Source organism: Paraburkholderia sp. EB58 (assembly GCF_050436665.1).
Classification (GTDB): Bacteria; Pseudomonadota; Gammaproteobacteria; order Burkholderiales; family Burkholderiaceae; genus Paraburkholderia.
In genome coordinates this window covers 1-24,100 of sequence record NZ_JBNDMQ010000043.1, presented here as the reverse complement: position 1 = coordinate 24,100, position 24,100 = coordinate 1, and the positions used below count along the sequence as shown (strand labels likewise).

The window sequence follows — 24,100 nt, the reverse complement described above, 5'->3', positions numbered from 1 at the left end:
TCCGTAATTTTATTGGTGTGATCGAATCGCGTCGCGGCTCACTTTTCTTTGGCTGCGTATTGCCGATCAAGCTGGTCGTACAAAGGCTTGTTGACGAGCCGTTGCCGCTCGCTGAACGGTGCGACCAGCGATGCATCTTCGTCTAACCGGCCATTCGCGCGCAGCGTGCCGAGTGCCCGCTGCATGCCAAGCACCGCGCCTTGCAGCGCCGCGTTCGCATACAGCACGATCGCGTAACCGAGCTTGCCGAGCGCTTCGCGCGGCTGCGTCGGCGTCTTGCCGCCGATCACGATATTGATCAACTGCGGCGCGTTGATCAGTTTGGGCAAACGCTCGATGTCGGCGAGCGATTCCGTCGCTTCAATAAACAGGATGTCTGCGCCCGCCTCGATGAAGCGGTGACCGCGCTCGATCGCGTCGTCGATACCATGGACGGCGGCTGCATCGGTGCGCGCGATGATCAGCAGGTTGTGGTCCTCACGGGCATCGACGGCTGCGTGAATCTTGCCGAGCATCTCACCGGTCGCAATCACCTCCTTGCCGGAGAAATGACCGCATTTTTTCGGCATCACCTGGTCTTCGAACTGGATCGCGTCGGCGCCGCTGCGCTCGAGTGTGCGCACCGTGTGACGCACGTTGAGCGCGTTGCCGAAGCCGGTATCGGCATCGACAATCAACGGTAGCTCGACGGCGTCGCGGACCCTGGCGGTGTGTTCCGCAATTTCGTGCAAGCCGACGAAACCGAGGTCAGGAAGACCGAGCGACATATTGGTCACGCCGGCGCCAGTCAGATAGAGCGCTTCGAAGCCGGCGTCCTCAATGACGCGCGCGCTCATTGCGTTGAAGGCGCCAGGTACGAGCAGCCCGTTGCGTTCTTCGACTTTGGCGCGGAATGCAGCACGGCGGGCAGTGGTTGAGGTGGGCATGGCGTGTCTCCGGAATCAGTGTCTGAAAGTGAGGGACGTGTGCAGGAAGCATGCCAATAGTGCGCCTTCCTGTTTCATTTTCAAATTCATGGACTTATAGCCGGCGGGCGGCGTGGAGGCGTTCGTGCGAGAATGTTCCGTGTGTTTCGTGGAACGTTTCAAAAGCGTTCCATCGCCCTGGGAGATTTCATCGTGTCAACGCCCCTCTCGAACCAGAATCAGCACCCGAATCAGAGCCGGCCGGGCATCGCGCTCGTCAGCATCAGTCGGCTGACCACGTTGTGCGAGACAGTCGCGCCGCGCTATACGGAGCGGGCGAAATTCTTCTCGGTGCGCGAGGGCTACGGTGATGCCGTGACCGCGCTGCAGGCGTACGTCGAGGCGGGGACGGTCGACGTCGTGCTCGCCGCCGGCTCGAACGGCGCGTATCTGCGCGACAACCTGAGCGTGCCGGTCGTGATGGTCAAGGTGAATGGCTTCGACGTGCTTAGCGCGATCACCCAGGCCATCACGATGTGGCCGGGCGCGCCGATCGGCCTCGTTCTGCACGAGACGGTGTCGAAGGAACTGACCGACCTGAGTGCGTGGTTGAACGTCGCCCTGAAACAGCACGCATACCGCTCGATTGACGAGGTCCACGTGGCCGTCGAAACGCTCGCGGCCGAGGGCTGCAAGGTCATCATCGGCCCGGGTATGGCGTGCGACCTTGCGCAACGGGCCGGGCTGCATAGCGTGTTTCTCTACTCGCTCGGCGCCGTCGAAGAAGCGTTCGAGCGCTCCATCGAACTGGCGCGCGTGAGCCGCCAGAAGGAGTCGAAGCGCGTGCGGCTCAATACGATCGTCGCGCATCTGCGCGACGGCGTCGCTGCATTCGATGACGCTGGCCAGCTCGAAGCGGTCAATCCGGCGATGCTCGATCTGCTCGGACTCGACCGCGCGCACGATCTGCCCTCGCAACTCGCGAGAGCGGTCGGCCCGCTGTTGCGCGAAACGCTCGATACCGGCGCGCCGATCGACGAGCGCATCGAGCAGATTGACGGTCGGGCGCTGATCGTCAACTGCGTGCCGATTGTTGAGCATGGCTTACGTTCCGGTTCCGTGGTGACGGTGCAAGACGCGCTGGTCGCGCAGCGCATCGACCGGTCGTTACGCACCAGTCAACGGCCAAAACATCTGGTGGCGCGACACCGTCTCGACGATCTCACCGGCGCGTCGCCAGCGCTCGAACGTGTGCGGCGCCTTGCGCGAGCCGGGGCCGCACACGACGCGACCGTGCTGCTCACCGGTGAAAGCGGCACAGGCAAGGAACTGGTCGCGCAAGGCATCCATAATGCGAGCCGCCGGCGCGGCAATCCGTTCGTCGCGTTTAATTGCGCGGCGTTGCCGGAAGGGTTGATCGAAAGTGAACTGTTCGGTCACGAGGAGGGGGCATTCACCGGCGCCCGGCGCGGCGGCAAACCGGGGCTCTTCGAAATCGCGCATACGGGGACGATCTTTCTCGATGAAATCGGCGAGATGCCGGCAGCGTCGCAAAGCCGCTTGCTGCGCGTGCTGCAGGAGCGCGAAGTGATGAAACTCGGCTCGGGGCGCGCGACGCCGATCGATGTTCGCGTGATCGCCGCGACGCATCGCGACCTGCATGCGCTCGTGGAGCAAGGGGTGTTTCGCGCCGATCTGTATTTCCGGCTTAATCTGTTGCAAATCGAGCTGCCGCCGTTGCGCGAGCGTCGCGGTGACATACCGGAACTGGCGCGGCATCTGCTCGCGCGCAGCGCAATGCAATACGGACTGCCCGCCACGGCCGCGGAACGCGTGCTGGAATTCCTCACGCCGTTGTTCGAACACTACGCGTGGCCCGGCAACGTGCGGGAGCTTGAGAACCTCATAGCACGGGCCGCGATTTATCTGGGCGATGCAGCCAGCGGCGCGTGGCAGGACCTGCGGGACGTTTTTCCGGAGTTCGGGCGCATGCATGCGCCGTCAGTCGAGGCGGTGTCCAATGGCAATAACGTTGATGCCGTGAGTTCTTCGCCCGTAGCCGTGACGCGCGACGACGTACAACGCGCACTGGAACTACACGGCGGCAACCGCGCCGCGGCGAGCCGCGCGCTTGGCATTGGACGTACCACGCTTTGGCGACTTATGAAGAAGTGACGGTGTCCTGATTGCCGTCTTGGATCGCCTCACGCAGATAGTGCAGCATCAGGCCTTCCAGCTCTTCTATTACCGCTTTACGACTGGCTATGGCGGCATCGCCGTTCACCGCGACGGCTGCTTTCATGATGTGCTGGATGACGACAGCACGGATGGCTATCTCGGCTGGCTCCAGTTGCGGCGCTACCGCGGCCAGCACGGAGGCGATTTCTCCACGCAGACGTTCGCGGATCGTGATAGTGCCTGGGAGGACATCACTGTAGGTCTCGGCCAGCCCCGCGAATGCCGGATGGCTTGCGCGGAACTTCACAAACGTCCTGGTCAAGCGGCTCGCAAGCAGCGGTAAGTCGAGAGATGGCGCGGTCTCGCGCAGCTTGTGGAACGTCTCCGCAAGCATGTTCACGTAGTTTTCGAGTAACGCCCCCGCAATCTGATCCTTGGTGGGAAAGAATTGGTACAGCGAACCAATCGATGCCCCAGCACGGGCGGCAATCGCCGTCATGGTTGCGGCTTCATACCCCTTGTCTGCGAATTCACTGCCCGCTGCCTCCAGCAGGGCAGCGACGCGTGCGTGACCTCGTGCACGCCGAGGGGCTTTCGCTAGATTCGCTTGCCCGCTTTCGGCCCGCAATGTTCCCGTTGACTTTTGTGAGGACATGCTCATAGAATAGAAATGTGATACTAGCCTCACAATACACCTTTGGCTCACTAACTTCAACGGAAGGTAAAGATGCTGCAGAACTTGACCCCAAAACGGCGGCACTCGTTCTGATCGACCTCCAACAGGGCATTCTTGGATTCGGGAAGGCACCTCGTAGTGCCGAGGCCGTGCTGGCGTCTTCGGCGAAGCTCGCGAAGCGCTTCCGGCAACTGAATGCGCCAGTCGTGCTGGTACGCGTAGGCTGGAGCGCCGATTTTGGCGACGCGCTGAAGCAACCCGTCGACCAACCGGTGACACTGCCGGCCGGCGGACTTCCGTCGACGTGGTGGGACTACCCTGAAGCGCTCGAAGTGGCCGAGCACGATCTGAAGATCACGAAGCGGCAGTGGAACGCATTTCACGGCACGGAACTCGATCTGCAATTGCGCCGCCGTGGTGTCCAAACCATCGTGTTGGGTGGAATTTCGACGAACATCGGTGTCGAGTCGACGGCGCGAGCTGCCTATGAACTTGGCTATTCACTCGTGCTCGCTGAAGATGCGATGAGTTGCGGCTCGGCTGAGCATCACGAGGCGTCGGTTAATTTCATTTTCCCGAGGCTTGGCCTGGTGCGGCAGTCCGAGGACGTGATCCAGGCGCTCGCGGACTGATACCGGCTCGCCCTGGAGAAGGGCGAGAGCAGAGCGCGGATATTTCGTGCAGGAATCCGAACGATCTTGAAATCGCCGTCCGACTTTCCGTGGATCTTGCATCAACGATCGCCTCAAGTCCGCGAGCGTCTCGCGGGCCTGCGACTTCATGGTGGCGCAGGCAAAATGTAATTAACTTTCTTTCGATTATGAAAGATCATATTAGCGATAATATTTTCTTGACCTGTGCCAACATCCCGCATATGCCGACACAGCGCCATAGTTGTTCCAACACTTCACTTTTTGCGTAGGGGATTGTCCCTAGAAGGGTTGGCGATAATATTGACTAATATTATTACCGAGCGAGGCGCCCCGCTGCCACGCGGCATCAGTTGCTGTTCCGCTGGACGGACAATCGATGCAACGACAATGGAGACGAGGATGGTGAGCCGCAGAGCGCTGCAACGGATGGTGGTGATGCTGGCCATTTACCTCGTGTACTAGCCACCGGTAGCCGCGACACGCGATGAGCGCCACTTTTCCGCAAACGTTTGCGATATCCGGCCTGATGGTCCGGCAGTGCGATTCGATTATCGGCCCATCGCGCAGCATGCCGGCATCTGGGCGCTCCACCCAAAGATCAAACTCATTTCCAGGCGTAGCGTGGCCAGGACGGCGCGTTGCGTTACCACGTAGTACGTCTTGTAACCCGCCGTGAGTGACTGACAGTTCCGAAGACTGCTTGCTTGATTAGTGACGATTTTGTGGCAATAAATTTGCATAACTAAATTTTCCAAATCTAATCCGATGCTTGGTTTCACAGGAGGATGTCATGATGTCCAGAGGAGTGGGATTAATTTCCGTCTTGTTGGCAATGACTGTCGCACTTGCCGCATGCGATGGAGGCAGTAGCGGCACATCTCAAGCCGCAGGCGTGGCGAACACAAGTGTGGCGCCGACGGCTGCAGCAGCCCAGTCGGCCCAGGCAACCCCGTCAAATGACAGTACATCAGTGGAAGAGGCGTCAGCGACTCCTCTACCATGCGACGCCGCCGCAACGGCCAGCACGCCGTGCTCTGCGGCTCACAGCGTGACACGCTTGCTGACAAAGAACTACAGAGGTCCGCTGTTCCAGATCCAACGGGCGTCTGATAATGCAACGTTGAACGTTTATCCGTATACCTCAGGTAGCTTGCCGCGTGGCGCTGACCGTACGCTGATTGGCTCAGCCAATGTCAACAGCACGAATTCGTTCTGCAACAATACAACCTGTTCCGTCACGTACATTTACGATCAGATCGACCTGGTGGCGCCTCTCAAGGGCGGCGCATTTGGCAATGTGGCGGCTACCCTCATACTCAACGCGGACGGCACAGAGTCATTGACTGTTCCGAGTGCGAGTTCAGCGGCGCAAAAAACGACGACGGTCCCGGTCCTCAACGGCTTTGCGACGATCACGCTTCCAGGAAGCGGGACGCTGACCGTTCAGCTGCTACAGCCGCCGACCGCGCTGACCACCCAGGCGCCGACTCAGCAGATATCGATCGGTAACGACTTGCCGGCGCTTTCCGGCACCCCCGCAAAGCTTAGCTTCGTGCCGCTGCAAGGTGCCCAGATTCCGGCCCTGGGCACGTTGGCGGGGCAGGCGTATCGCAACCGCTTTGGCACGGTGAATCAGTCTATCGGTGATACCGACATCGCCGAATACATGGTGGCGGGAGCGCACTATAGCCAGTCATCGACTTGCTGCGGGACCTACGGAAACATGGAAAGCAGTGCTAACTCCAGCACCTATGCACATGGCGAGGTCGAAGGCGAAATGTTTGCACTGGCGTTCTCAAATGGCAACGCAGCTACGTTCGGCTATTGCGATGGCGATTCGAGCCAGCCACTCACCTCAAAAGACCCCGTATGCAACGCACTGGACACCAACTGGCCGGGCGTCGACGCAGAAGCGGGCGTTTATCTCTACGGACCGCAGCAGCCGCCAAAGGATAAATTCGTCACCGTGCTCTCTAAATACTCGCCGGTGACCGGGTCAAATATCTTCGCTGTCAAAGACGGGTCCTCCTCGCAGAATGTACTCACAGCAGTCTATGACGCGGCGCCTCCGGAAGCCTATAACTTTTTCAACGATGCGGGCCATGCGTTTAACGGGCAATGGCAAGGTGGTCTTTCGCTTGGCGAAGGTGGCGATGGTAGCGCGGCGCCAGTTCAGTTCTTCGAAGGCGCGGTGCTGACCAAGGCAACCTCCGATACGACCGACAACGCCATTCAGGCGAGCATCGCCAGCTTTTATGGGCCCCCGGCCGATAAGACCACAACTGCCTGCTATGCCAACAACCTGATCGACTCGCCGCTGAGTCTCGCAGCACCCGATACATGGGCTCAACAAAATGGCGGCACCGCAGTACCTGCGACGGATATCTCGGGAATCAACAGGGGAGCTGCAACAGTGACCAGCACGAACGGCTCGTCGGTCTCGAATGTCCGTGAAATCATCAGGGTTCAAGGTGGGCAATCATATAGTTTCAGTGACTATGTTCTTGCGACCGCCAACGCGACGGTCTTTCCTGGCGGATCGATCCAGACCGATGACCCGAGCGGCACGGAGTTTGGTTGGGTCCTCAATACGAACACGGGCGCTATAGTGCGAGGCACATGGGGTGGGGGACAGGCGACCTCGCTCACCGCTGTGAAGTCGGGCAACTGGTGGAAAGTGACGATGACGCTCACCGCTCCGGCGGGATCGAACAATGCGCAAGTGTTTATCGATCCGCCGACGTCTAATGCTGCTGGCGTCCGCTCACAGCAAGCGGCGTACTTGAGCGCAACGCATTACTGCCCAAGCCTGGCCATCGTGACTGCCTCGGGAACGTAGGCGTGAAATCGCGCTTGGTTTTGCGAACCTGAATCGCAATGCGACAGACGGGCGGTGCTTTCTTGTTGGAAAGCACCGCCTTTTTACTTAGGGTTGCGCGGCGGCATTGAGCTGCTCACGCAACTCCCGTTTCAGCACTTTGCCGATCGGACTGCGCGGCAGTTCATCAATGAATCGCAGTGCGGAGAGCCGCTGCGTCTTTCCCAAACGTACATTGATCCACGCCAGCATCGCGTCTTCGTCAAGTGTGGCTCCTGGCAGGCGTACGACGAACGCCACAGGCGTTTCGCCCCATTGCTCCGACTGCGCGCCGATCACGGCTGCATCCGCAACGTCCGGATGCGCACGCAGTTCCGCCTCCAGATCGCTTGGGTACACGTTGAAGCCGCCCGAAATGATCATGTCCTTCTTGCGGTCGAGTAGCGTCAGAAAGCCGTCCTCGTCGAAGCGTCCCATATCCCCGGTGCGGATGAAGCGCTTGCCGCTCGGGTCGTACCATTCCGCGTCGGCGGTTTTCTCCGGTTGCCGGTAGTAGCCGGTCATCATGGCCGGCGAGTGGCCGACGATTTCGCCGACTTCGCCTTGCGTCACCTCATTGCCCTGCTCGTCGATCAGGCGGATATCGTGGCCTTCCACGGGCTTGCCGACCGTATGCAGTTTGTCGGGGAACGCGTGCGCCTCCAACTGGCATGAGCCGCCGCCTTCCGTCATGCCGTAGTACTCGGTTAGTTTGCCGGGCCAGCGCCGTACCACGTCGGCCTTCACGCTGGCCGCGAACGGCGCACTAGTACAGAACTTCGCCTGGAAGCTGGACAGGTCGTAGCGGTCGAAGTCGGGGTGCGCCATCAGCCGCTGATACTGGACCGGTACGAGCATGGTGTGCGTCGCACGATATTGCTGCGCGAGCGCCAGGTACCGCGACGTGTCGAATTTCGACATCAGCACGACTGTGCCCCCGAACGTGAGTGTCGGCATGAAGCTCACGAGGGTGGTATTCGAGTACAAGGGTGTCGAGATCAGCGTCGTGGCATGCGGACCATAGCCGCGTTCGATGCTGCGCTGCGCATAGGCCCAGCGCATGCCGTGCGACTGCACGATGCCTTTCGGCGTACCGGTCGTGCCGGACGAATAGATGATATTGAATGGCCACGCGGGCTCGATCGCCAGCGGCACGGGCGCTGCGCCGAAAGGCGCGAGCCATGTCTGAAGCGCGACGCTGCCCGGGTGCCCGTCAAGTCCAATGGCTAAAGCGTTGACCTCGCCCGCGACCGGTTCAAGCAGGCGCTGGACCTCGGCGTCCAGAAATAGCAGCCGTGCGCCCGAATTGCCGATCATGCTGACGAGGCTCGCAGCACTCGACGATGGCGCGAGCGGTGCAACTGCCGCACCCGCCCTCAGGCCGCCGAGAAATGCCACCACGTATTCGACCGATGCTGTCGCGCACAGCGCAATCGCGTCGCAAGGCTTGAGGCCATCGCGCTGTAGTGCAGCCGCGAAGCGGTCGACTTTCGCATCGAGGTCAGCGTAAGTGACGACCTCGCCGTCGCAGATCAAGGCGGCGTGATCGCCACGCTCGGTCGCGAAGCGGCGGATCATATCGGTAATGCAAACGAAGGGTTCGTTCATCAATGAGTCGAGCCATGTCATTTGCACGTACCTCCGCACGGCTCGTTGCACACGATCGATACAGCGCACGACGTCGCCTTTCGGTACTGTCGAAATACGTCTTTCACGGGCATTACAACGCTCCTCCATGTTCTTCTGTAGTGCAGATGTCTAGTTCTGACTGTTCGAAGATCATACGTGCGAGCCCTAGCCATGTAAATAAAAGCACGTTCATTCACTTTCTATTGCACGTCACCTGGTGCTAGGTGTTTTCCCGGCTAACCCCTGCGAGTGACGCCATTTGCGTGGTTTGCCCGTTGACACGCTCCGAACGGTCGTGCGAAATTGTATGTCGAATCCCCAGATAGCCACGCCCTGATAGACGCGCGTCACTTCGTCAATTGAAGCAACTTCAGTTGACATGGAGATACGAAGCATGTCGGCCAGCCGTTCTCGTTCACCTACCGTAGTAGCACCGCCTCCATCGCCTTATCGTGCCAAGCACAAACGTCTGTGCTCGGGCCGCCTTCGCATATAGTTAGTTATACCTAAGATAGAGACTCGATCCTGAAATCATAGGAGACAACTGAATGAACAAGATGCGTTCCTTGGTTGCTGGCGCAACGATTTTTATGGCGCTAGCTTCTGGTGCCGCTTCGGCAGAAACAGTCAAGATCGCGTATATCGATACGCTGTCGGGCCTGATGGGTTCGTTGGGGAACAACGAGCTGAAGAGCTGGCAATACGTTACGGAGGTGGCCAACCAGCAGGACTGGGCCGGCGGCCAGAAATTCGAAATGGTCCCGTTCGACAACAAGCTGTCGCCGCAGCAGAGTCTCACGTTACTCAATGAGGCTGCCGATCAGGGCATCCGCTATATCGCGCAGGGTAACGGTTCCTCAGTGGGCCTCGCGCTTGAAGATGCGGTGTCCAAGTACAATGCGCGCAATCCCGGCAAGGAGATCATCTACCTGAATTTCGCCGCAGTGGATCCGACCATGACCAATAGCAAGTGTGACTATTGGCACTTCCGCTTCGATGCCAACGCCGATATGAAGATGGAAGCGTTAACCAGCTTTCTCGCCAAAGATCCGAACGTCAAGAAGGTCTACCTGATAGATCAGGACTATTCCTTCGGCCATGATGTGTCGCGTGTCGCACAGGAAGATCTCAAACGCAAGCGTCCGGATATCCAGATTGTGGGCGACGATTTTCACCCGCTGGCGCAGGTTAAGGATTTCTCGCCCTATGCCAGCAAGATCAAGGCATCCGGCGCCGATACGGTGATCACGGGTAACTGGGGCAGCGATCTGGCGCTGCTGATCAAGGCTGGCAAGGACGCAGGCGTGACCGCGAATTACTATACTTACTACGCCGCCACGACCGGTGTGCCGACGGCGATGGGGGCGGCGGGTGCCGACCGCGTCAGGTATGTTGGTTATATGGGCCCGAATTCCAAGGGTAATCCGCCGCAAGCCGATCAGATCATGGATGGCTTCAAGAAGAAATACGACGACGATTTCTTCGAAATGGCGGCCTATACTGCGGTCGCGATGTTGAGCAAGGCGATGAAGGAGACCAAGTCCACCGATCCGGTGAAGGTGGCCAAGGCGATGGAAGGCATGAAGGTCCAGAGTCTGAACGGCATCGTGGAGATGCGCGCCTCCGATCATCAGGCGCAACAGCCTCTCGTGATCGCGACCTGGGTCAAGGCGGATGGCAAAGACGTCAAGTACGACCAGGAGAAGACGGGCTATGGCTGGCGAACCGACGCGCAGCTTGACGCTTCGTCAGCGGTCCAACCGACCACGTGCCAGATGAAGCGGCCGAACTAGGCCGGGATGTCAGGTGCCGGATGAAGGATGTGGTGAAGGCCGGGTTAGCCCGGCCGCTTTTCCATCGCTAACCGCGCGCTCGTCGACGCTGCCGCAAGAAGTAAGGAACATTGTCTGTGGAATTCTTCGTCATCTCCTTGTTGAACGGCATCAGCTACGGGCTGCTGCTGTTCCTGCTGTCGTCGGGGCTTACGCTGATCTTCAGCATGATGGGCGTGCTCAATTTCGCGCACGCCAGTTTCTACATGCTGGGTGCTTATTTCGCGTACGCCATCGCCAGCAAGATCGGTTTTTGGCCGGCGCTTGTATTGGCTCCGCTGCTGGTAGTGGTCGTCGGGGCGCTGGTCGAACGTTTCGGGCTGCGCACCGTGCATAAGTACGGGCATGTGGCCGAACTGCTGTTCACTTTCGGCCTCGCCTATCTGATCGAAGAGGCCGTCAAGCTGGTCTGGGGGCAGTCCGCTGTGCCTTACCGCATTCCACAGGAACTCGACGGCCCGCTGTTTCAGGTGTTCACGTCGGTGTTTCCCAAGTACCGTGCCTTCATGATGCTGGTGTCGGTGTTGATGCTGGTGACGATGTACCTCGTACTCACCCGCACGCGCATCGGGCTCGTGATCCAGGCCGCGCTGACGCATCCGCAGATGGTTGAAGCGCTCGGCCACAATGTGCAGCGCGTGTTCATGCTGGTGTTCGCCGGTGGTGCCGCGCTCGCGGGGCTAGCGGGCGTGATTGGCGGAAATGCCTTCGTCACTTCGCCGTCGATGGCTGCTTCGGTTGGCACCATTGTGTTTGTCGTGGCAGTGGTGGGTGGGATGGGATCGCTCGCGGGGGCGTTTATCGCGTCGCTGCTGATCGGACTGCTGCAGACGTTTGCCGTCACCATCGACGCCTCGCTCGCCGACCTGTTCGGCTTTATCGGTCTACATGTAACGAGCGCGACGCCGCTGTCCTCGGTGTGGAAGCTGACCGTGTCGCAGATGGCGCCGGTGCTGCCTTATCTTCTGATGGTGGTCATGATGATTGTGCGCCCGCGTGGTCTCATGGGAACCCGGGAGGGCTAGATCATGAAACCTATCCTGAGGCATAGCTACGAGCAGGCCATGGCCCAAGAAGGCCGTTCTGCTTCTCCCCCACGTCATCTCACACGCTACCTGATCTGGGGGCTGACAGCACTCGTGATGTTGGTGGCGCCGCTGATCTTTTCCAGCGGCTTTGCCATCACCCTGTTGTCGCAGATGGGGATCATGATTATCTTCGCGCTGTCGTACAACATGCTGCTCGGCCAGTCCGGCATGTTGTCCTTCGGACACGCGGTTTATTCGGGTATGGGTGCGTTCGTTGCCGTGCATGTGCTCAACCAGATCGGTGCAGGCGAGTTCTGGTTCCCTGTCTCGTTGCTGCCGCTGGTGGGTGGCATCGGGGGCGCATTCTTCGGCGTGCTGTTCGGTTATGTGACCACGCGCAAAGCGGGCACCACCTTCGCGATGATCACGTTGGGTATTGGCGAGATGGTGTTCGCCAGTTCGTTGATGTTTCCCGACTTCTTTGGCGGCGAGGGCGGCATTTCAACTAACCGGGTAGTCGGCAACCCAGTGCTCGGCATCACATATGGCCCAGGGCGCCAGGTGTATTACCTGATCGCGGTGTGGTGCCTGCTGTCGATGATTGCGATGTATGCGTGGACGCACACCCCTTTAGGCCGCATCGCCAACGCCGTGCGTGACAATGCCGAGCGGGCCGAGTTCGTTGGTTACAACACCCAGCGCGTGCGCTACCTGGTGGTGATCCTTTCTGCCTTTTTTGCCGGTATTTCCGGGGGGCTGTCGGTCATCAACTTTGAGATTGTGTCGGCGGAGAATGTGGGCGCCGTGCACTCCGGCAGCGTGTTGCTGGCCACCTTCATTGGAGGCGGTGGCTTCTTCTTTGGGCCGGTCATCGGCGCGGCGGTGTTTGTGCTGTTCGCCGTCGCGCTATCTAGCCTGACCCAGGCGTGGCTGCTTTATCTGGGTCTCTTCTTCGTGCTGATGGTGATGTTCGTGCCGGGGGGCATGTCCAGTCTGCTGATGAAGCAGGTGCCGCTGCTGGCTAAGCGCAAGCTGGGCCGCATGCTGCCCTCCTACTCAGTCGCATTGGGCGCCGGCCTGATCTTGCTGGCCGCGTTGATCCTGACCGTGGAGCTGACCTACAAGCTGCGGATCGACAGCGACAATGGCACCAGCATGACGCTAGCGGGCTTCGGCTTCGATGCGGCGTCGTTCAAGCCTTGGGCGGTTGCCGTGGCACTGTGGCTAGCTGGAGCGCTGGCCTGGCGCGCAGCAGTGGCGCGCGTGCATCAAACCTGGGACGCAGTTCAGGCGGAGATGGCAGGAGGCGAGGCATGACGGCCGTCCTTGAATTGAGCGAACTCACCAAGAACTTTGGCCAGACGGAGATCATCCGTGGGGTGAACCTGAGCATTCCTAAGGGTGAGCGTCATGCGCTGATCGGCCCCAACGGCGCGGGCAAGTCGACCACTTTTAATCTGATTTCCGGGCGTTGCGAACCCACTTCCGGCTCGGTCAAGCTCAATGGTGTCGAGATTGGCGGCCTCAAGCCCTTCGTGATCAATCGCATGGGGCTTTCGCGCAGCTTCCAGATCACGAATATTTTTCATCGGCTCTCGGTGTTCGAGAACCTGCGTTGCGCGGTGCTATGGTCACTCGGCTACAAATACTCGTTTTGGCATCGACTGGCCAAGCTGCATGATGCGCGCCAGCGCGCCGACGAGGTGCTCGAACTGATCGGACTGCAGCGCCGCCGTGACACGCAGGCGAGCCTCTTGACCTACGCTGAACAGCGCGCGCTGGAGATTGGCATCACCATCGCCGGTGGCGCCGAGGTGATCCTGCTCGACGAGCCTACAGCGGGCATGAGCCGTTCGGAAACAGAGCAGGCCGTGGAGTTGATTCGCAATGTCACGGTGGGCAAAACGCTGGTGATGGTCGAGCACGACATGGGCGTCGTGTTTGGTCTCGCGGATCGCATTTCGGTGCTGGTCTACGGCGAGGTCATCGCGACGGATACGCCCGAAGCGATCCGCAACAACAGCAAGGTCAAGGAGGCCTATCTTGGCGCTTCCCTCGACGAAAGCTCCATCGAAGGAGCGCACTGATGACCCAGCGTATGCTCGACGTGCAAGGCTTGCACGCCTATTACGGCAAGAGCCACATTCTGCAAGGCGTCGACGCGCATGTCGACGAGGGCGAAATCGTCACCTTGCTTGGGCGCAACGGAGTAGGGCGCTCCACCATGGCTAAAACGATTCTTGGGATGGTCAAGGCCGCGGGCTCGGTGCGCTTTCGCGATGAGGAGATCTTGGGGCGCCGCACCTTTGAGATCGCGCAATTGGGCATCGGGTACGTTCCCGAGAATCGCGACATCTTCCCCACGCTGACCGTGCGCCAGAATCTGTTGCTAGGTGAGAAACGTAGTCGGCGCCATCGCAAACCACGCTGGACGCTGGCGGAGATGTATGAAATGTTTCCGCGCCTGAAGGAGCGGGAAAACACCGCAGCGGGAGTGTTATCAGGGGGCGAGCAGCAGATGTTGACGCTGTGCCGCACGCTGATGGGCGACCCGGACCTGATCCTCATCGACGAGCCCACGGAAGGACTCGCACCGAAGCTGGTGGCGCTGGTCGCCGAGTATCTGCAAGCGCTCAAGGAACGCGGTGTGTCGGTGCTGCTGATCGAGCAGAAGCTCGCCATTGCGCTCGACATCTCGCAGCGTGTCTATGTCATGGGTCACGGGAACATCGTTTTCGAGGGGACGCCTGCCGAGCTGAAGTCCAATGCGCAGGTTCGCAAGGAGTGGCTGGAGGTTTAGCGCTGTTTTATTGCCGACCGGAAATATGAACCAAACAGATTCTGTCGCCGAATGCCGGCCCGTTAGCACCGCCTGCATTCCTCAAATCTGCCTGTACCAGGACTGGCTGCAGCGGAACCGTGGCCTCTCGTTCGATTCGTACGATGCACTGTGGCGCTGGTCGGTCACGGATCTCGACGCGTTCTGGGCAAGCGTCTGGGAGTACGGCGGCATGCAATCGCCTACGCCCTATAGCGCGGTGCTGGCCGAGGAGCGTATGCCCGGCGCGCGCTGGTTTCCTGGCGCTCAGGTGAACTACGCGCGCCAGGTGCTTCGGCATGTGGACGCCGCACATGAAGCGGGCGTGCCCGCAATTGTCAGCGAGGACGAGCAGGGCTGGATACGGGAGCTCGGTTGGGCCGAATTGAAGCGCCAGGTGGCCTCGCTTGCATTGACCTTGCGTGAGCACGGCGTGCAACGTGGCGATCGCGTGGTGGCTTATTTGCCCAACGTGCCTGAGACGATAGTGGCGTTTCTCGCCTGCTGCAGCATTGGCGCGGTGTGGAGCGTGTGCGCGCCCGATATGGGGTTGCAGGCGGTAATTGACCGCTTCCGTCAAATCGAGCCGCGCGTCTTGATCGCCGCCGACGGTGTCCGCTACGCAGGCCGGTCGATGGATCGCAGCCAGGTAGTGGCCTCGTTGCGTGCCGCGTTGCCGGACGTGCATACGTTGATCGTGCTGGAAACGCCTCATGCGGCATCGCTAGTGGCCGGCGCGCTGAGCTTCGCCGATACAGTCGCACGCAACGATCCAGCCACCGCAGCCTTTGTCCCCGAGTGGTTGCCATTTGATCATCCACTGTGGGTGGTCTATTCGAGCGGTACCACGGGCCTGCCCAAAGCGATCGTGCAAAGCCACGGTGGCGTTCTGGTCACCGGGCTAAGCGTCGTGCTGCACACCGACTATGGCGCGAGCTATGGCAGCAACAACCGCGGCGAACGGTTCCACTGGTACACCTCGACCGGCTGGATCATGTGGAATGTGCAGATATCGGGTTTGCTGGTCGGCACGACAATCTGCCTCTACGACGGCAGTCCCAGCGGCAGCAAGGAACACCCCGACTGGGGCGTGCTGTGGCGCTTCGCCGCCCGCCACAAGGTCACCATCCTCGGCGCCGGCGCAGCTTTCCATGGCAACTGCATGAAGACGGGTTTGTCACTGGCCGATTGCGGTGACCTCTCACGGTTGCGCGCCATCGGCACGACCGGCTCGCCGCTGCCGGAGGACGTGCAGCGCTGGGGCACTACGCAATTCGCCGCCATCGGTACACCGGACATCTGGTGGCTCAATATCTCCGGTGGCACCGATCTGAGCGGCAATTTCCTCACCGGCAACCGTGAACTGCCGCAGGTGCCGGGACGGATGCAGTGCCGCCAACTAGGAGCCGCGGTCGAAGCCTGGAACGACGCAGGGCAAGCGGTGATTGGCGAAGTAGGCGAACTGGTATGCACGCGTCCCATTCCTGCTATGCCGCTGTATTTCTGGGGCGACGCAGGCAATGCCCGCTACCTGTCGAGCTATTTCGACGTCTACCCCGGTGTGTGGCGTCACGGCGACTGGCTCAAGATCGATGCAGACGGCGCGTGCACGATCTATGGTCGCAGCGACGCCACGATCAACCGTAGCGGCTTGCGTATGGGCACCAGTGAGATCTACGCCGCGGTTGAGGCGCTGCCCGAAGTGCTCGATTCGATGGTGATCGATCTCGAGTTTCTCGGACGCGAAAGCTATCTGGCGCTCTTTGTCGTACTGCGCGAGGGACTCATGCTGGATGCGGCGCTGGAAGCATGTTTGGCGGCGGCCATCAGGACTTCGCTGTCGCCGCGCTTCGTGCCGGATCAGATCCTGCAGGCGCCGGAAATTCCGCGCACCTTGTCCGGCAAGAAGCAGGAAGTGCCGATCAAGAAGCTGTTTCTCGGCCATGCGCTTGAGAAGGTGGTCAACCGCGAGGCTATGGCGAATCCGCAATGTCTGGACTGGTATGTGCAACAGGCGGCCGCCCACGCGGCGCGTCGTCGTCGCGTTTAGCGCCGCACGTTCCCAGAAAGTGCGGCGTGCATTAATAGGGTGGACACTGCGCGAGCGCATGGATAGGATCAGTTTTTAGTCAACGTTCCGGACATGACGAAATGCGCCTCGATCCTGCCTCTTGCCTTCCCGATGACCTCGAACACGCGCTGCTGATAGGCCGCGTCTGGCGCCCCGCGCCGGTTGATGGACCGTCCGTCGTGGTGGTCCGCGGTGGCCAGGTCTTCGATATCACGTCCACGGTAGCCACTACGGCCGATCTGTTCGACCGGACTGATGCCGTGCAAATCGCCCGCGATGCGTCTGGCGAGGCGCTAGGCCCGGTCAATGCGCTGATTGAAGCGAGCTTCGCGCCCGCCGGTCAAGCGGGCACACGACTGCTTGCGCCGTGCGATGTGCAGGCCATCAAGGCGTGCGGCGTGACGTTCACGGTGAGCCTGCTTGAACGGGTGATCGAGGAGCAGGCGGGTGGCGACGCCGCCAAAGCGGTCGAAGTGCGTCGGACCATCACAGAACTGATTGGCACTGACCTGGCGAAGATCAAGCCCGGCTCGGACGCTGCGATGAAACTCAAAGCCGAACTCGAGCGACGCGGGGCGTGGTCGCAATACATGGAAGTGGGCATCGGGCCGGACGCCGAGGTGTTTTCGAAATCGCAGCCCATGTCCGCCGTGGGGCTTGGTGCTGATGTGGGTCTGTATCCCACCTCGGTTTGGAACAACCCGGAACCGGAAATCGTGCTGGCCGTGAATAGTGCAGGTCAGATCGTCGGCGCAACGCTGGGTAACGATGTGAATTTGCGCGATATCGAAGGCCGCTCGGCGTTGCTGCTGGGCAAGGCAAAGGACAACAACGGCTCGTGCGCGATCGGTCCGTTCGTACGCCTGTTCGATGACAGTTTCACGCTGGATACGGTGCGTGCGGCGAGTTTGTCGCTGCGCATCGAAGGCGCGGATGGTTTTGTGCTCGACGGCGTGAGCCATATGCAGGAGATCAGTCGTGATCCTGCTGATCTCGTCACGCAGACCTGCGGCGCACATCATCAGTACCCCGACGGTTTCATGCTATTCCTCGGCACGATGTTCTCGCCGATCAAGGATCGCGATGCGCCTGGCGCGGGCTTCACTCATCATCTAGGCGACGTCGTGACGATCGCGACGCCCTCGCTCGGGGCGCTGGTCAACACGGTACAGCTTTCCACTGAAATTCCTCCGTGGACCTTCGGCGTGAGAGCGCTGTATCAAAGTCTTGCGAAACGCGGGCTGCTTTGAATTCTTCGTAGCGCTATTGCTATTGCAAAGACGGGGGCAGTCATGCAGCAAGGGGATGTGATCGAGGCGCTACTTGCGGCGCTTGGCGCGGACGTGGTGACGTTACCGGAGCAATTCGGCACACGCCAGGTAGTGGATTGGAGTGGATTGCCGGGCGCGACGCCGCGCGCCATCATTCGGCCGCGCAACACGGAAGAAGTCGCAGCAGCGTTACGCATCTGCAATCAGTATCGCCAGCCGGTTGTTACGCAAGGCGGCCTGACCGGCCTCGTCGGCGGCGCGAATCTGCGCGATGGCGAACTGGCGCTAAGTCTGGAGCGGATGAACCACATTGTCGAAAGCGACCGTACATCAAGCACGATGACCGTCGAAGCCGGCACGCCGCTACAGGTCGTGCAGGAGGCCGCGCTCAATGCGGGGCTTTACTTTCCACTCGATCTGGGGGCGCGCGGCAGTTGCACGATAGGCGGGAATCTCGCGACCAACGCGGGCGGCAATCGTGTCATCAAGTACGGGATGATGCGCGATCAGGTACTGGGTCTCGAAGCGGTGCTGGCAAGCGGCGAGGTGATCGGCGCATTGCACAAGATGATCAAGAACAATAGCGGCTACGATCTGCGGAATCTGCTGATCGGCAGCGAGGGCACACTCGGTGTCATCACGCGTGCGGTGCTGCGCCTTAGGCCGCGGCCGCGGGCGGTAGCGACCGCGTGGTGTGCGTTGCCGTCATACAGTGCGGTGACGAAACTGCTCGAAGAAGCCCAGGCTGGGCTCTCGGCCGGCGTCTCCGCCTTCGAGGTGATGTGGGCCGGCTATTACGACGCGGTGCTCGCGAATCTGCCGAGCCTGCGTGCGCCAGTGAACGAGCGCTACCCGTTTTACGTGCTGCTCGAGAGCGTGGGAGGCGATCCGGCGCGGCATACGCAAGCGTTCGAGGAATTTCTCGGCCGTATGCTTGAAGAGGATGTCGTCAGCGACGCCGCGCTGGCTACGTCCGAGTCTGACGCACTGGCCTTCTGGGCGATCCGTGATGCGCCAGGGGAGTATCCGAAGTTCATTCCGAACCATGCTGCGTACGACGTCAGTTTTTCAATCAGCGACGTCGGCGATGCCGCCGAGCGTTGCGACATCCGCTTGCGTGAGTGCTGGCCGCAGGCGTTGGTGATGATTTACGGACATCTTGGGGACGGCAATCTGCATATCGTCGTCGACGTGCCGGGAGCGGGGAAGACGCTGCATGGCGAGATCGACGACGTGGTCTACGACGTGACGCGCGAATTCCATGGATCGGTTTCCGCAGAGCATGGGATTGGTACCAAGAAGAAAGCGTATCTTGGGTTCACCCGCAGCGATGCGGATGTCGCCGCGATGCATGCTGTGAAGGCGGCGCTCGATCCACAAGGAATCCTGAATCCAGGGAAGATATTCTGAAGGGTTGCCTCAGCTCAAGGTCAGCCACGCCGCCGTATTGCCGGGCAACTCGCCCGGCGTCTCCAGCGGCTCGCTCGACACCAGCACGGCACCCTCAGGCAGAGGGATAGGCCGCATGCCCAGATTGATCACGACACGCAGCGTGCCGTTGTCGAACACCAGCACGTTGGATGAGCTCTCAGACTGCCACTGCAATCGGCCACCACCGAGCGCATAATCGCGCCGCAATCGCAGAAGCTCGCGATACAGCTCTAGCGTCGAGCCGCGCACGCCGTCCTGCCGGTCCACCGCATAGCGCGCGAAATTCTCCGGCTGCGGCAACCAGCTCTTTTCTCCAGGACCAAAGCCGAAGGAGGGCGCATCCGCGTTCCAAGGCAGCGGCACCCTGCAGCCATCGCGCCCGATCTCAGCGCCCTGCGTGCGGAAAAACGCGGGATCCTGCCGGTAGCGCGCATCCAGCGTGGTGTGCTCGGGCAGGCCCAATTCCTCGCCCTGGTAGATGTAGGCTGACCCCGGCAGCGCGAGCGTCAGGAAAGCCGCGGCGCGGGCGCGGCGCAGTCCCAGCGCTTCGTCCGGCTGCTCGCCGGTCGCGTCAATGCCCTTGGGGCGAGCGCCCGGCTTGCTCAGACCGTAGCGCGATGTGTGGCGTACGGAGTCGTGGTTGGACATCACCCAGGTCGTGGGCGCACCGACCGCCGCCGATGCAGCCAACGAACTGTCGACGACCGCCCGGATTTCAGCCGCGTCCCAGTGGGCGAGCAGGTAGTCGAAGTTGAACGCCTGCTGCATTTCATCGCCACGAATGTAGCGGACGAGCCGCGCTTGCGGCGCGATCCACGCTTCGGCCACCATCATCCGTTCACCGGGGTAGGTGTCCAGCAGACGGCGCCAGCTACGATAAATGTCGTGCACACCTTCCTGATCCCACATCGGGCCCGGGGTGTCGTCACCGCCCTCGCCGTCCTCGGTACCCTCCACCATCGCGGCGTGACCCGCCCAGTCAGGCAGCCCCGGCGCCTTGATGAGGCCGTGCGCCACGTCGACCCGGAAGCCATCCACGCCCCGGTCCAGCCAGAACCGCAGCACGTCCTCGAATTCGGCACGGACCTCGGGGTGGTCCCAGTTGAGATCGGGCTGCTTGCGATCGAACAGGTGCAGATACCACTGCGAGTCCCCTGGCGCTCGCGACCAGGCGTTGCCGCCGAACACGCTTTGCCAGTTATTCGGCGGTAAATCGCCGTGCGGACCCTTGCCGTTGCGAAACAGATAACGCGCACGTTCGGCGCTGCCGGGCGGCGACTTCAGCGCCGCCTGGAACCAGGCGTGTTCGTCGGAGGTGTGATTGGGCACCAGATCGACGATCACCTTCATGCCCAACGCGTGGGCCTGATGCCGCATGCGCTCGAAGTCGTCCAGCGTGCCGAACAGCGGATCGACGAGCCGGTAGTCGGCCACGTCGTAGCCGGCATCGGCCTGAGGGGAGCGATAGAACGGCGAGAGCCAGATTGCGTCGATGCCGAGGCGCGCGAGGTACGGCAGCCTGGACGTGATGCCTGGCAGATCGCCGATGCCGTCGCCATCCGCGTCCGCGAAAGAGCGCGGGTAGATCTGGTAGATCACTGCGCTACGCCACCACTCCGTACCAACAACGGCACCTGCTTCGGTTGCAGGAAGGGTGAACTCTTTCGTGCGCATATTCATGTGGTGTCCTCTTGTGGGTCTGCCCGGACAGGACCTGCCCCGGCGCGCAACCCCGATTATGCGGGCCGCTACTGCCGGGAATCTATGGCGGGTCGTACGAGTCTGTTGTCTATCGATCCTTGGTTAAGCGAGATCGTTCCCGCGAATTTGACTGGAGTATGTACGGCAGCACGCAGGCCGGCTTCAGCTTGAGCGCTGTTGGATGCCGATGCGGAGGGTGTTTCGCTGCAACGCCCGGTGTCGGCCTTGCGGCGCCGGATCACGGAGTCCGGATGGCGCTTGCGACTGGATACGGTGCCGCGCGTCGGTTATTGCGCGGTTCTTGATGCGGAAGGCGCTTAATGGTGGGCACTTACCGCAAATATAACGACGGCCGATTCAAGCCGTCGCCATAAAGAAAAAGGGCTCTGGTTTCAAACCAGAGCCCTCTGCTACTTTACCGATCGAGGAACGACTTGAGTCGATCCGCGCGGCTAGGATGCATCAGCTTGCGCATCGCCTTGCTTTCGATCTGGCGAATCCGCTCGCGCGTGACGTCGAACTGCTTGCCGACTTCTTCGAGCGTATGGTCCGACTTCGTGTCGATACCGTAACGCATGCGCAAAACCTTCGCTTCGCGCGGCGACAGCGAGTCGAGCGCGTCGTCGATTGCAATCCGCAGATCGGCCTGCACCGCAGCTTCCGCCGGCGAAGTGGCCGAGGAGTCTTCGATCATGTCGCCCAGCGTGGCGTCACCGTCTTCGCCCATCGGGGTTTCCATCGAAACCGGCTGGCGGGCGATCTTCAGGATGCTGCGGACCTTCTCTTCCGACAGATCCATCCGCGCAGCCAGCACAGACGGATGCGCTTCCTGTCCGGTCTGTTGCAGGATCTCGCGCGAAATACGGTTCAGCTTGTTGATCGTCTCGATCATGTGCACCGGCACTCGAATCGTGCGAGCCTGATCCGCCAGTGAACGCGTGACGGCCTGACGCACCCACCACGTTGCGTACGTGGAGAACTTCCAGCCGCGACGGTATTCGAACTTGTCCACCGCTTTCATCAGACCGATGTTGCCTTCCTGAATCAGATCCAGGAACTGCATGCCACGGTTGACGTATTTCTTCGCGATCGAGATGACGAGACGCAGATTTGCCTCGATCATCTCGCTCTTCGCCTTGCGCATCTTCGCTTCGGCAGCAACCATCTTCCGGTTGATTTCCTTCAACTGCTTCAACGGCAGCGCCACCGCTGCTTCGATGGCGATCAGCTTTTGCTGTTCGGCCTGGATGGCCGGCAGATTACGCTCCAGTGCGGCACCGAATTCCTTGGACTTGGCGGCCATACGCATGGTCCAGTCCAGATCGGTTTCGTGGCCGGGGAACGACTCGATAAACAGCTCGCGCGGCATGCCGCTCTTTTCCAGCACGATTTGCTGAAGGCGCCGTTCGATCGCGCGAACTTGCGTGACCTGGTGGTGCACGTCGCCGCACAGGCGGTCGATCGTACGCGCGGTGAAGCGCAGCGCCGCGAGTTCTTGCTGGATGTCCTCGCGAGCGCGCAGGTGCGCCGCAGAAGACGACGCGTCCTTAGCGTGAAGCGAGCTGACTTCTTCGAAACGCGTGCGCACGCGAGCGAAAATCTCGAGGCAGTCGCTCGTCAGCTTCTTCAGGCGCGCTTCGTCGACAGCGCTGGAGTCTGCGGCGATGTCGTCGTCGCCGTCACTGTCGTCGCTGTCGGCGGCGTCCGTGTCCAGATCCGCCGCTGCATCGACGCTTTCATCCGCCACTTCTTCCGCGTTGGTGTTTTCGTTCAGACCGTCGACCAGTTCGTCGATGCGCAACTCGCCGGCGGCGACCTGGTCGGCGCTAGCCAGAATGGCCGACACGGCCGACGGGCAGGCAGCAATCGCCTGCACCATTTCGTGCAGACCATCTTCGATGCGCTTGGCAATCGCGATTTCGCCGGCGCGGGTCAGCAGTTCCGTCGCACCCATTTCGCGCATGTACATGCGCACGGGGTCCGTAGTGCGTCCGAATTCAGAGTCGACCGTCGACAGTGCAACTTCCGCTTCTTCGTCGGCCTGGTCGTCGGAGACGACCGGCGAATTGGCGTTCAGCAGCAGCGCTTCAGCGTCGGGCGCCGTCTCGTAGACAGCCACGCCCATGTCGTTGAAGGTGGCGACGATGGTTTCCATCGCCGCGGTTTGCGCGAAGTTGTCGGGCAGGTGATCGTTGATCTGCGCGTGCGTCAGGTAGCCGCGCTCCTTGCCCAACTGGATCAGCGCGCGCATCTGGCGTTGCTGTTCTTCGACTTGCTGCGACGTTTCGGCTGCAACCGGGATCGCTTTACCCGCGCCCTTGCCTTTGGCGGTTCGCCCGGCAGGGGCCTTGATTGAGTATCCGGCCGTGTTGTCTCCGGAATCATCCCGATCGAAAGGGTTCAATGTCTTCTCCTCGAAGGCTTCGCTATGAGGCGCAAGACGCGGCGCTCAGGCGTTTCGGCTAGGCCGCAACATCACCTGAGTGATACATGCGGCTGGTTTGTCTATGCTCGCAAAGAGCGAAAAGATTGGCCCGCCTGAAGCGGGCCCATAGAGGCGCGCGAAATTCGCGCGGCCAGCGATTATATACGAACTTGGGGGCGAATTCTCGTCAGACCAGAGATATATATCGAAGAAGGTCAAGTGGTGTGCGCCCTGGGGGGGGCAGATCATCCGCTGTGACGGTTTCCTCGTCGTTACTCGGTCTTTCTCCTTGCTCCTATATGTAGGGGCGATCTCACCGCAAGACAAGGTGCTGCCGTGAGATACATGAGAGTTACGCAACGCGTGCTTGTGGCACCGTTTGCCGCTCCTCATGTTGCGCCCTGCGCGGATGAATCCTTTCCTCTGGTCTTATAGGGGAGGATGCAGTGCGCGACCTTCGACTTCATCAACGCACCGAGCGTCACGAGCGTTGACTTCTATGCGCCCACAAACTTTTTTCGCGAATGGGGTTGACGTGCCCCAGATGGCATCGCATAATTCGCCTCCCGTTTGATGACGGACGCGAAGAAAGCAGAGCTTCTGAGCGAGAGTTCTTTAAAAATTA

16 protein-coding genes are annotated in these 24,100 nt (G+C 60.7%); 11 read left to right on the top strand and 5 right to left on the bottom strand.

Features of this window, described 5'->3' with window-relative positions:
• Nucleotides 1-38 precede the first annotated feature (38 nt).
• On the bottom strand, nt 39-926 hold the full coding sequence (locus tag P3T40_RS38365) for an isocitrate lyase/PEP mutase family protein (RefSeq protein ID WP_429272911.1): 888 nt from the start codon (nt 924-926) through the stop codon (nt 39-41).
• Between the two features lie 132 nt (nt 927-1,058).
• On the opposite strand from P3T40_RS38365, the gene prpR reads away from it, so the two are divergent.
• Nucleotides 1,059-3,080 (top strand): propionate catabolism operon regulatory protein PrpR, encoded by a 2,022-nt coding sequence (gene prpR, locus P3T40_RS38360; protein WP_429272910.1) that lies wholly within the window; start codon nt 1,059-1,061, stop codon nt 3,078-3,080.
• Here prpR and P3T40_RS38355 read toward each other — a convergent pair.
• Complete coding sequence (locus tag P3T40_RS38355) at nt 3,067-3,738, bottom strand: TetR/AcrR family transcriptional regulator (RefSeq protein WP_429272943.1); 672 nt, start codon at nt 3,736-3,738, stop codon at nt 3,067-3,069. The genes prpR and P3T40_RS38355 overlap by 14 nt on opposite strands.
• 17 nt (nt 3,739-3,755) lie before the next feature.
• Here P3T40_RS38355 and P3T40_RS38350 point away from each other — a divergent pair, with 17 nt between their 5' ends.
• Together P3T40_RS38350 and P3T40_RS38345 are read left to right on the top strand one after the other, a co-directional pair.
• On the top strand, nt 3,756-4,391 hold the full coding sequence (locus tag P3T40_RS38350) for a hydrolase (RefSeq protein WP_429272909.1): 636 nt from the start codon (nt 3,756-3,758) through the stop codon (nt 4,389-4,391).
• An 811-nt stretch (nt 4,392-5,202) separates the two neighbouring features.
• Entirely contained in the window at nt 5,203-7,251 is a 2,049-nt protein-coding gene (locus P3T40_RS38345) for an arabinofuranosidase catalytic domain-containing protein (RefSeq protein WP_429272908.1), read from the top strand.
• Between the two features lie 87 nt (nt 7,252-7,338).
• On the opposite strand, the gene P3T40_RS38340 is transcribed toward P3T40_RS38345, so the two are convergent.
• Nucleotides 7,339-8,877 (bottom strand): class I adenylate-forming enzyme family protein, encoded by a 1,539-nt coding sequence (locus P3T40_RS38340; RefSeq protein ID WP_429272907.1) that lies wholly within the window; start codon nt 8,875-8,877, stop codon nt 7,339-7,341.
• A 569-nt stretch (nt 8,878-9,446) separates the two neighbouring features.
• Here P3T40_RS38340 and P3T40_RS38335 point away from each other — a divergent pair.
• The 8 genes from P3T40_RS38335 (at nt 9,447) to P3T40_RS38300 (ending at nt 19,328) form a co-directional block, all read left to right on the top strand.
• The gene (locus P3T40_RS38335) at nt 9,447-10,691 is read left to right on the top strand and encodes a branched-chain amino acid ABC transporter substrate-binding protein (protein ID WP_429272906.1); all 1,245 of its coding nucleotides are present in this window, start codon (nt 9,447-9,449) and stop codon (nt 10,689-10,691) included.
• A gap of 116 nt (nt 10,692-10,807) precedes the next feature.
• Entirely contained in the window at nt 10,808-11,755 is a 948-nt protein-coding gene (locus tag P3T40_RS38330) for a branched-chain amino acid ABC transporter permease (protein ID WP_429272905.1), read from the top strand.
• A 39-nt stretch (nt 11,756-11,794) separates the two neighbouring features.
• A complete protein-coding gene (locus P3T40_RS38325) occupies nt 11,795-13,075 on the top strand; it encodes a branched-chain amino acid ABC transporter permease (RefSeq protein WP_429272942.1) in 1,281 nt (426 codons plus the stop codon).
• Complete coding sequence (locus tag P3T40_RS38320) at nt 13,072-13,845, top strand: ABC transporter ATP-binding protein (RefSeq protein WP_429272904.1); 774 nt, start codon at nt 13,072-13,074, stop codon at nt 13,843-13,845. Before P3T40_RS38325 ends, P3T40_RS38320 begins: the two co-directional genes overlap by 4 nt.
• On the top strand, nt 13,845-14,558 hold the full coding sequence (locus P3T40_RS38315; RefSeq protein ID WP_429272903.1) for an ABC transporter ATP-binding protein: 714 nt from the start codon (nt 13,845-13,847) through the stop codon (nt 14,556-14,558). The genes P3T40_RS38320 and P3T40_RS38315 overlap by 1 nt, the downstream gene beginning before the upstream one ends.
• 25 nt (nt 14,559-14,583) lie before the next feature.
• Entirely contained in the window at nt 14,584-16,626 is a 2,043-nt protein-coding gene (locus P3T40_RS38310; protein WP_429272902.1) for an acetoacetate--CoA ligase, read from the top strand.
• A 101-nt stretch (nt 16,627-16,727) separates the two neighbouring features.
• Complete coding sequence (locus P3T40_RS38305; protein ID WP_429272901.1) at nt 16,728-17,897, top strand: fumarylacetoacetate hydrolase family protein; 1,170 nt, start codon at nt 16,728-16,730, stop codon at nt 17,895-17,897.
• Nucleotides 17,898-17,939: 42 nt separating this feature from the next.
• Entirely contained in the window at nt 17,940-19,328 is a 1,389-nt protein-coding gene (locus P3T40_RS38300) for an FAD-binding oxidoreductase (RefSeq protein ID WP_429272900.1), read from the top strand.
• Nucleotides 19,329-19,337: 9 nt separating this feature from the next.
• Here P3T40_RS38300 and P3T40_RS38295 read toward each other — a convergent pair whose 3' ends face one another.
• Nucleotides 19,338-21,029, bottom strand: coding sequence for a glycoside hydrolase family 13 protein (locus P3T40_RS38295; protein WP_429272899.1), 1,692 nt, complete (start codon nt 21,027-21,029; stop codon nt 19,338-19,340).
• Between the two features lie 436 nt (nt 21,030-21,465).
• Nucleotides 21,466-23,454 carry an RNA polymerase sigma factor RpoD gene (gene rpoD / locus P3T40_RS38290; protein ID WP_429272898.1) on the bottom strand — a complete coding sequence of 663 codons (1,989 nt, stop codon included), beginning with the start codon at nt 23,452-23,454 and terminating at the stop codon, nt 21,466-21,468.
• Nucleotides 23,455-24,100 lie beyond the last annotated feature (646 nt).

Coding starts and splice junctions, on each gene's coding strand:
- P3T40_RS38365 (WP_429272911.1), bottom strand. CDS start 926: ATGCCCACCTCAACCACTGCCCGCCGTGCTGCATTCCGCGCCAAAGTC.
- prpR (WP_429272910.1), top strand. CDS start 1,059: ATGTTCCGTGTGTTTCGTGGAACGTTTCAAAAGCGTTCCATCGCCCTG.
- P3T40_RS38355 (WP_429272943.1), bottom strand. CDS start 3,738: ATGTCCTCACAAAAGTCAACGGGAACATTGCGGGCCGAAAGCGGGCAA.
- P3T40_RS38345 (WP_429272908.1), top strand. CDS start 5,203: ATGATGTCCAGAGGAGTGGGATTAATTTCCGTCTTGTTGGCAATGACT.
- P3T40_RS38340 (WP_429272907.1), bottom strand. CDS start 8,877: ATGAACGAACCCTTCGTTTGCATTACCGATATGATCCGCCGCTTCGCG.
- P3T40_RS38335 (WP_429272906.1), top strand. CDS start 9,447: ATGAACAAGATGCGTTCCTTGGTTGCTGGCGCAACGATTTTTATGGCG.
- P3T40_RS38325 (WP_429272942.1), top strand. CDS start 11,795: ATGGCCCAAGAAGGCCGTTCTGCTTCTCCCCCACGTCATCTCACACGC.
- P3T40_RS38320 (WP_429272904.1), top strand. CDS start 13,072: ATGACGGCCGTCCTTGAATTGAGCGAACTCACCAAGAACTTTGGCCAG.
- P3T40_RS38315 (WP_429272903.1), top strand. CDS start 13,845: ATGACCCAGCGTATGCTCGACGTGCAAGGCTTGCACGCCTATTACGGC.
- P3T40_RS38310 (WP_429272902.1), top strand. CDS start 14,584: ATGAACCAAACAGATTCTGTCGCCGAATGCCGGCCCGTTAGCACCGCC.
- P3T40_RS38305 (WP_429272901.1), top strand. CDS start 16,728: ATGCGCCTCGATCCTGCCTCTTGCCTTCCCGATGACCTCGAACACGCG.
- P3T40_RS38300 (WP_429272900.1), top strand. CDS start 17,940: ATGCAGCAAGGGGATGTGATCGAGGCGCTACTTGCGGCGCTTGGCGCG.
- P3T40_RS38295 (WP_429272899.1), bottom strand. CDS start 21,029: ATGAATATGCGCACGAAAGAGTTCACCCTTCCTGCAACCGAAGCAGGT.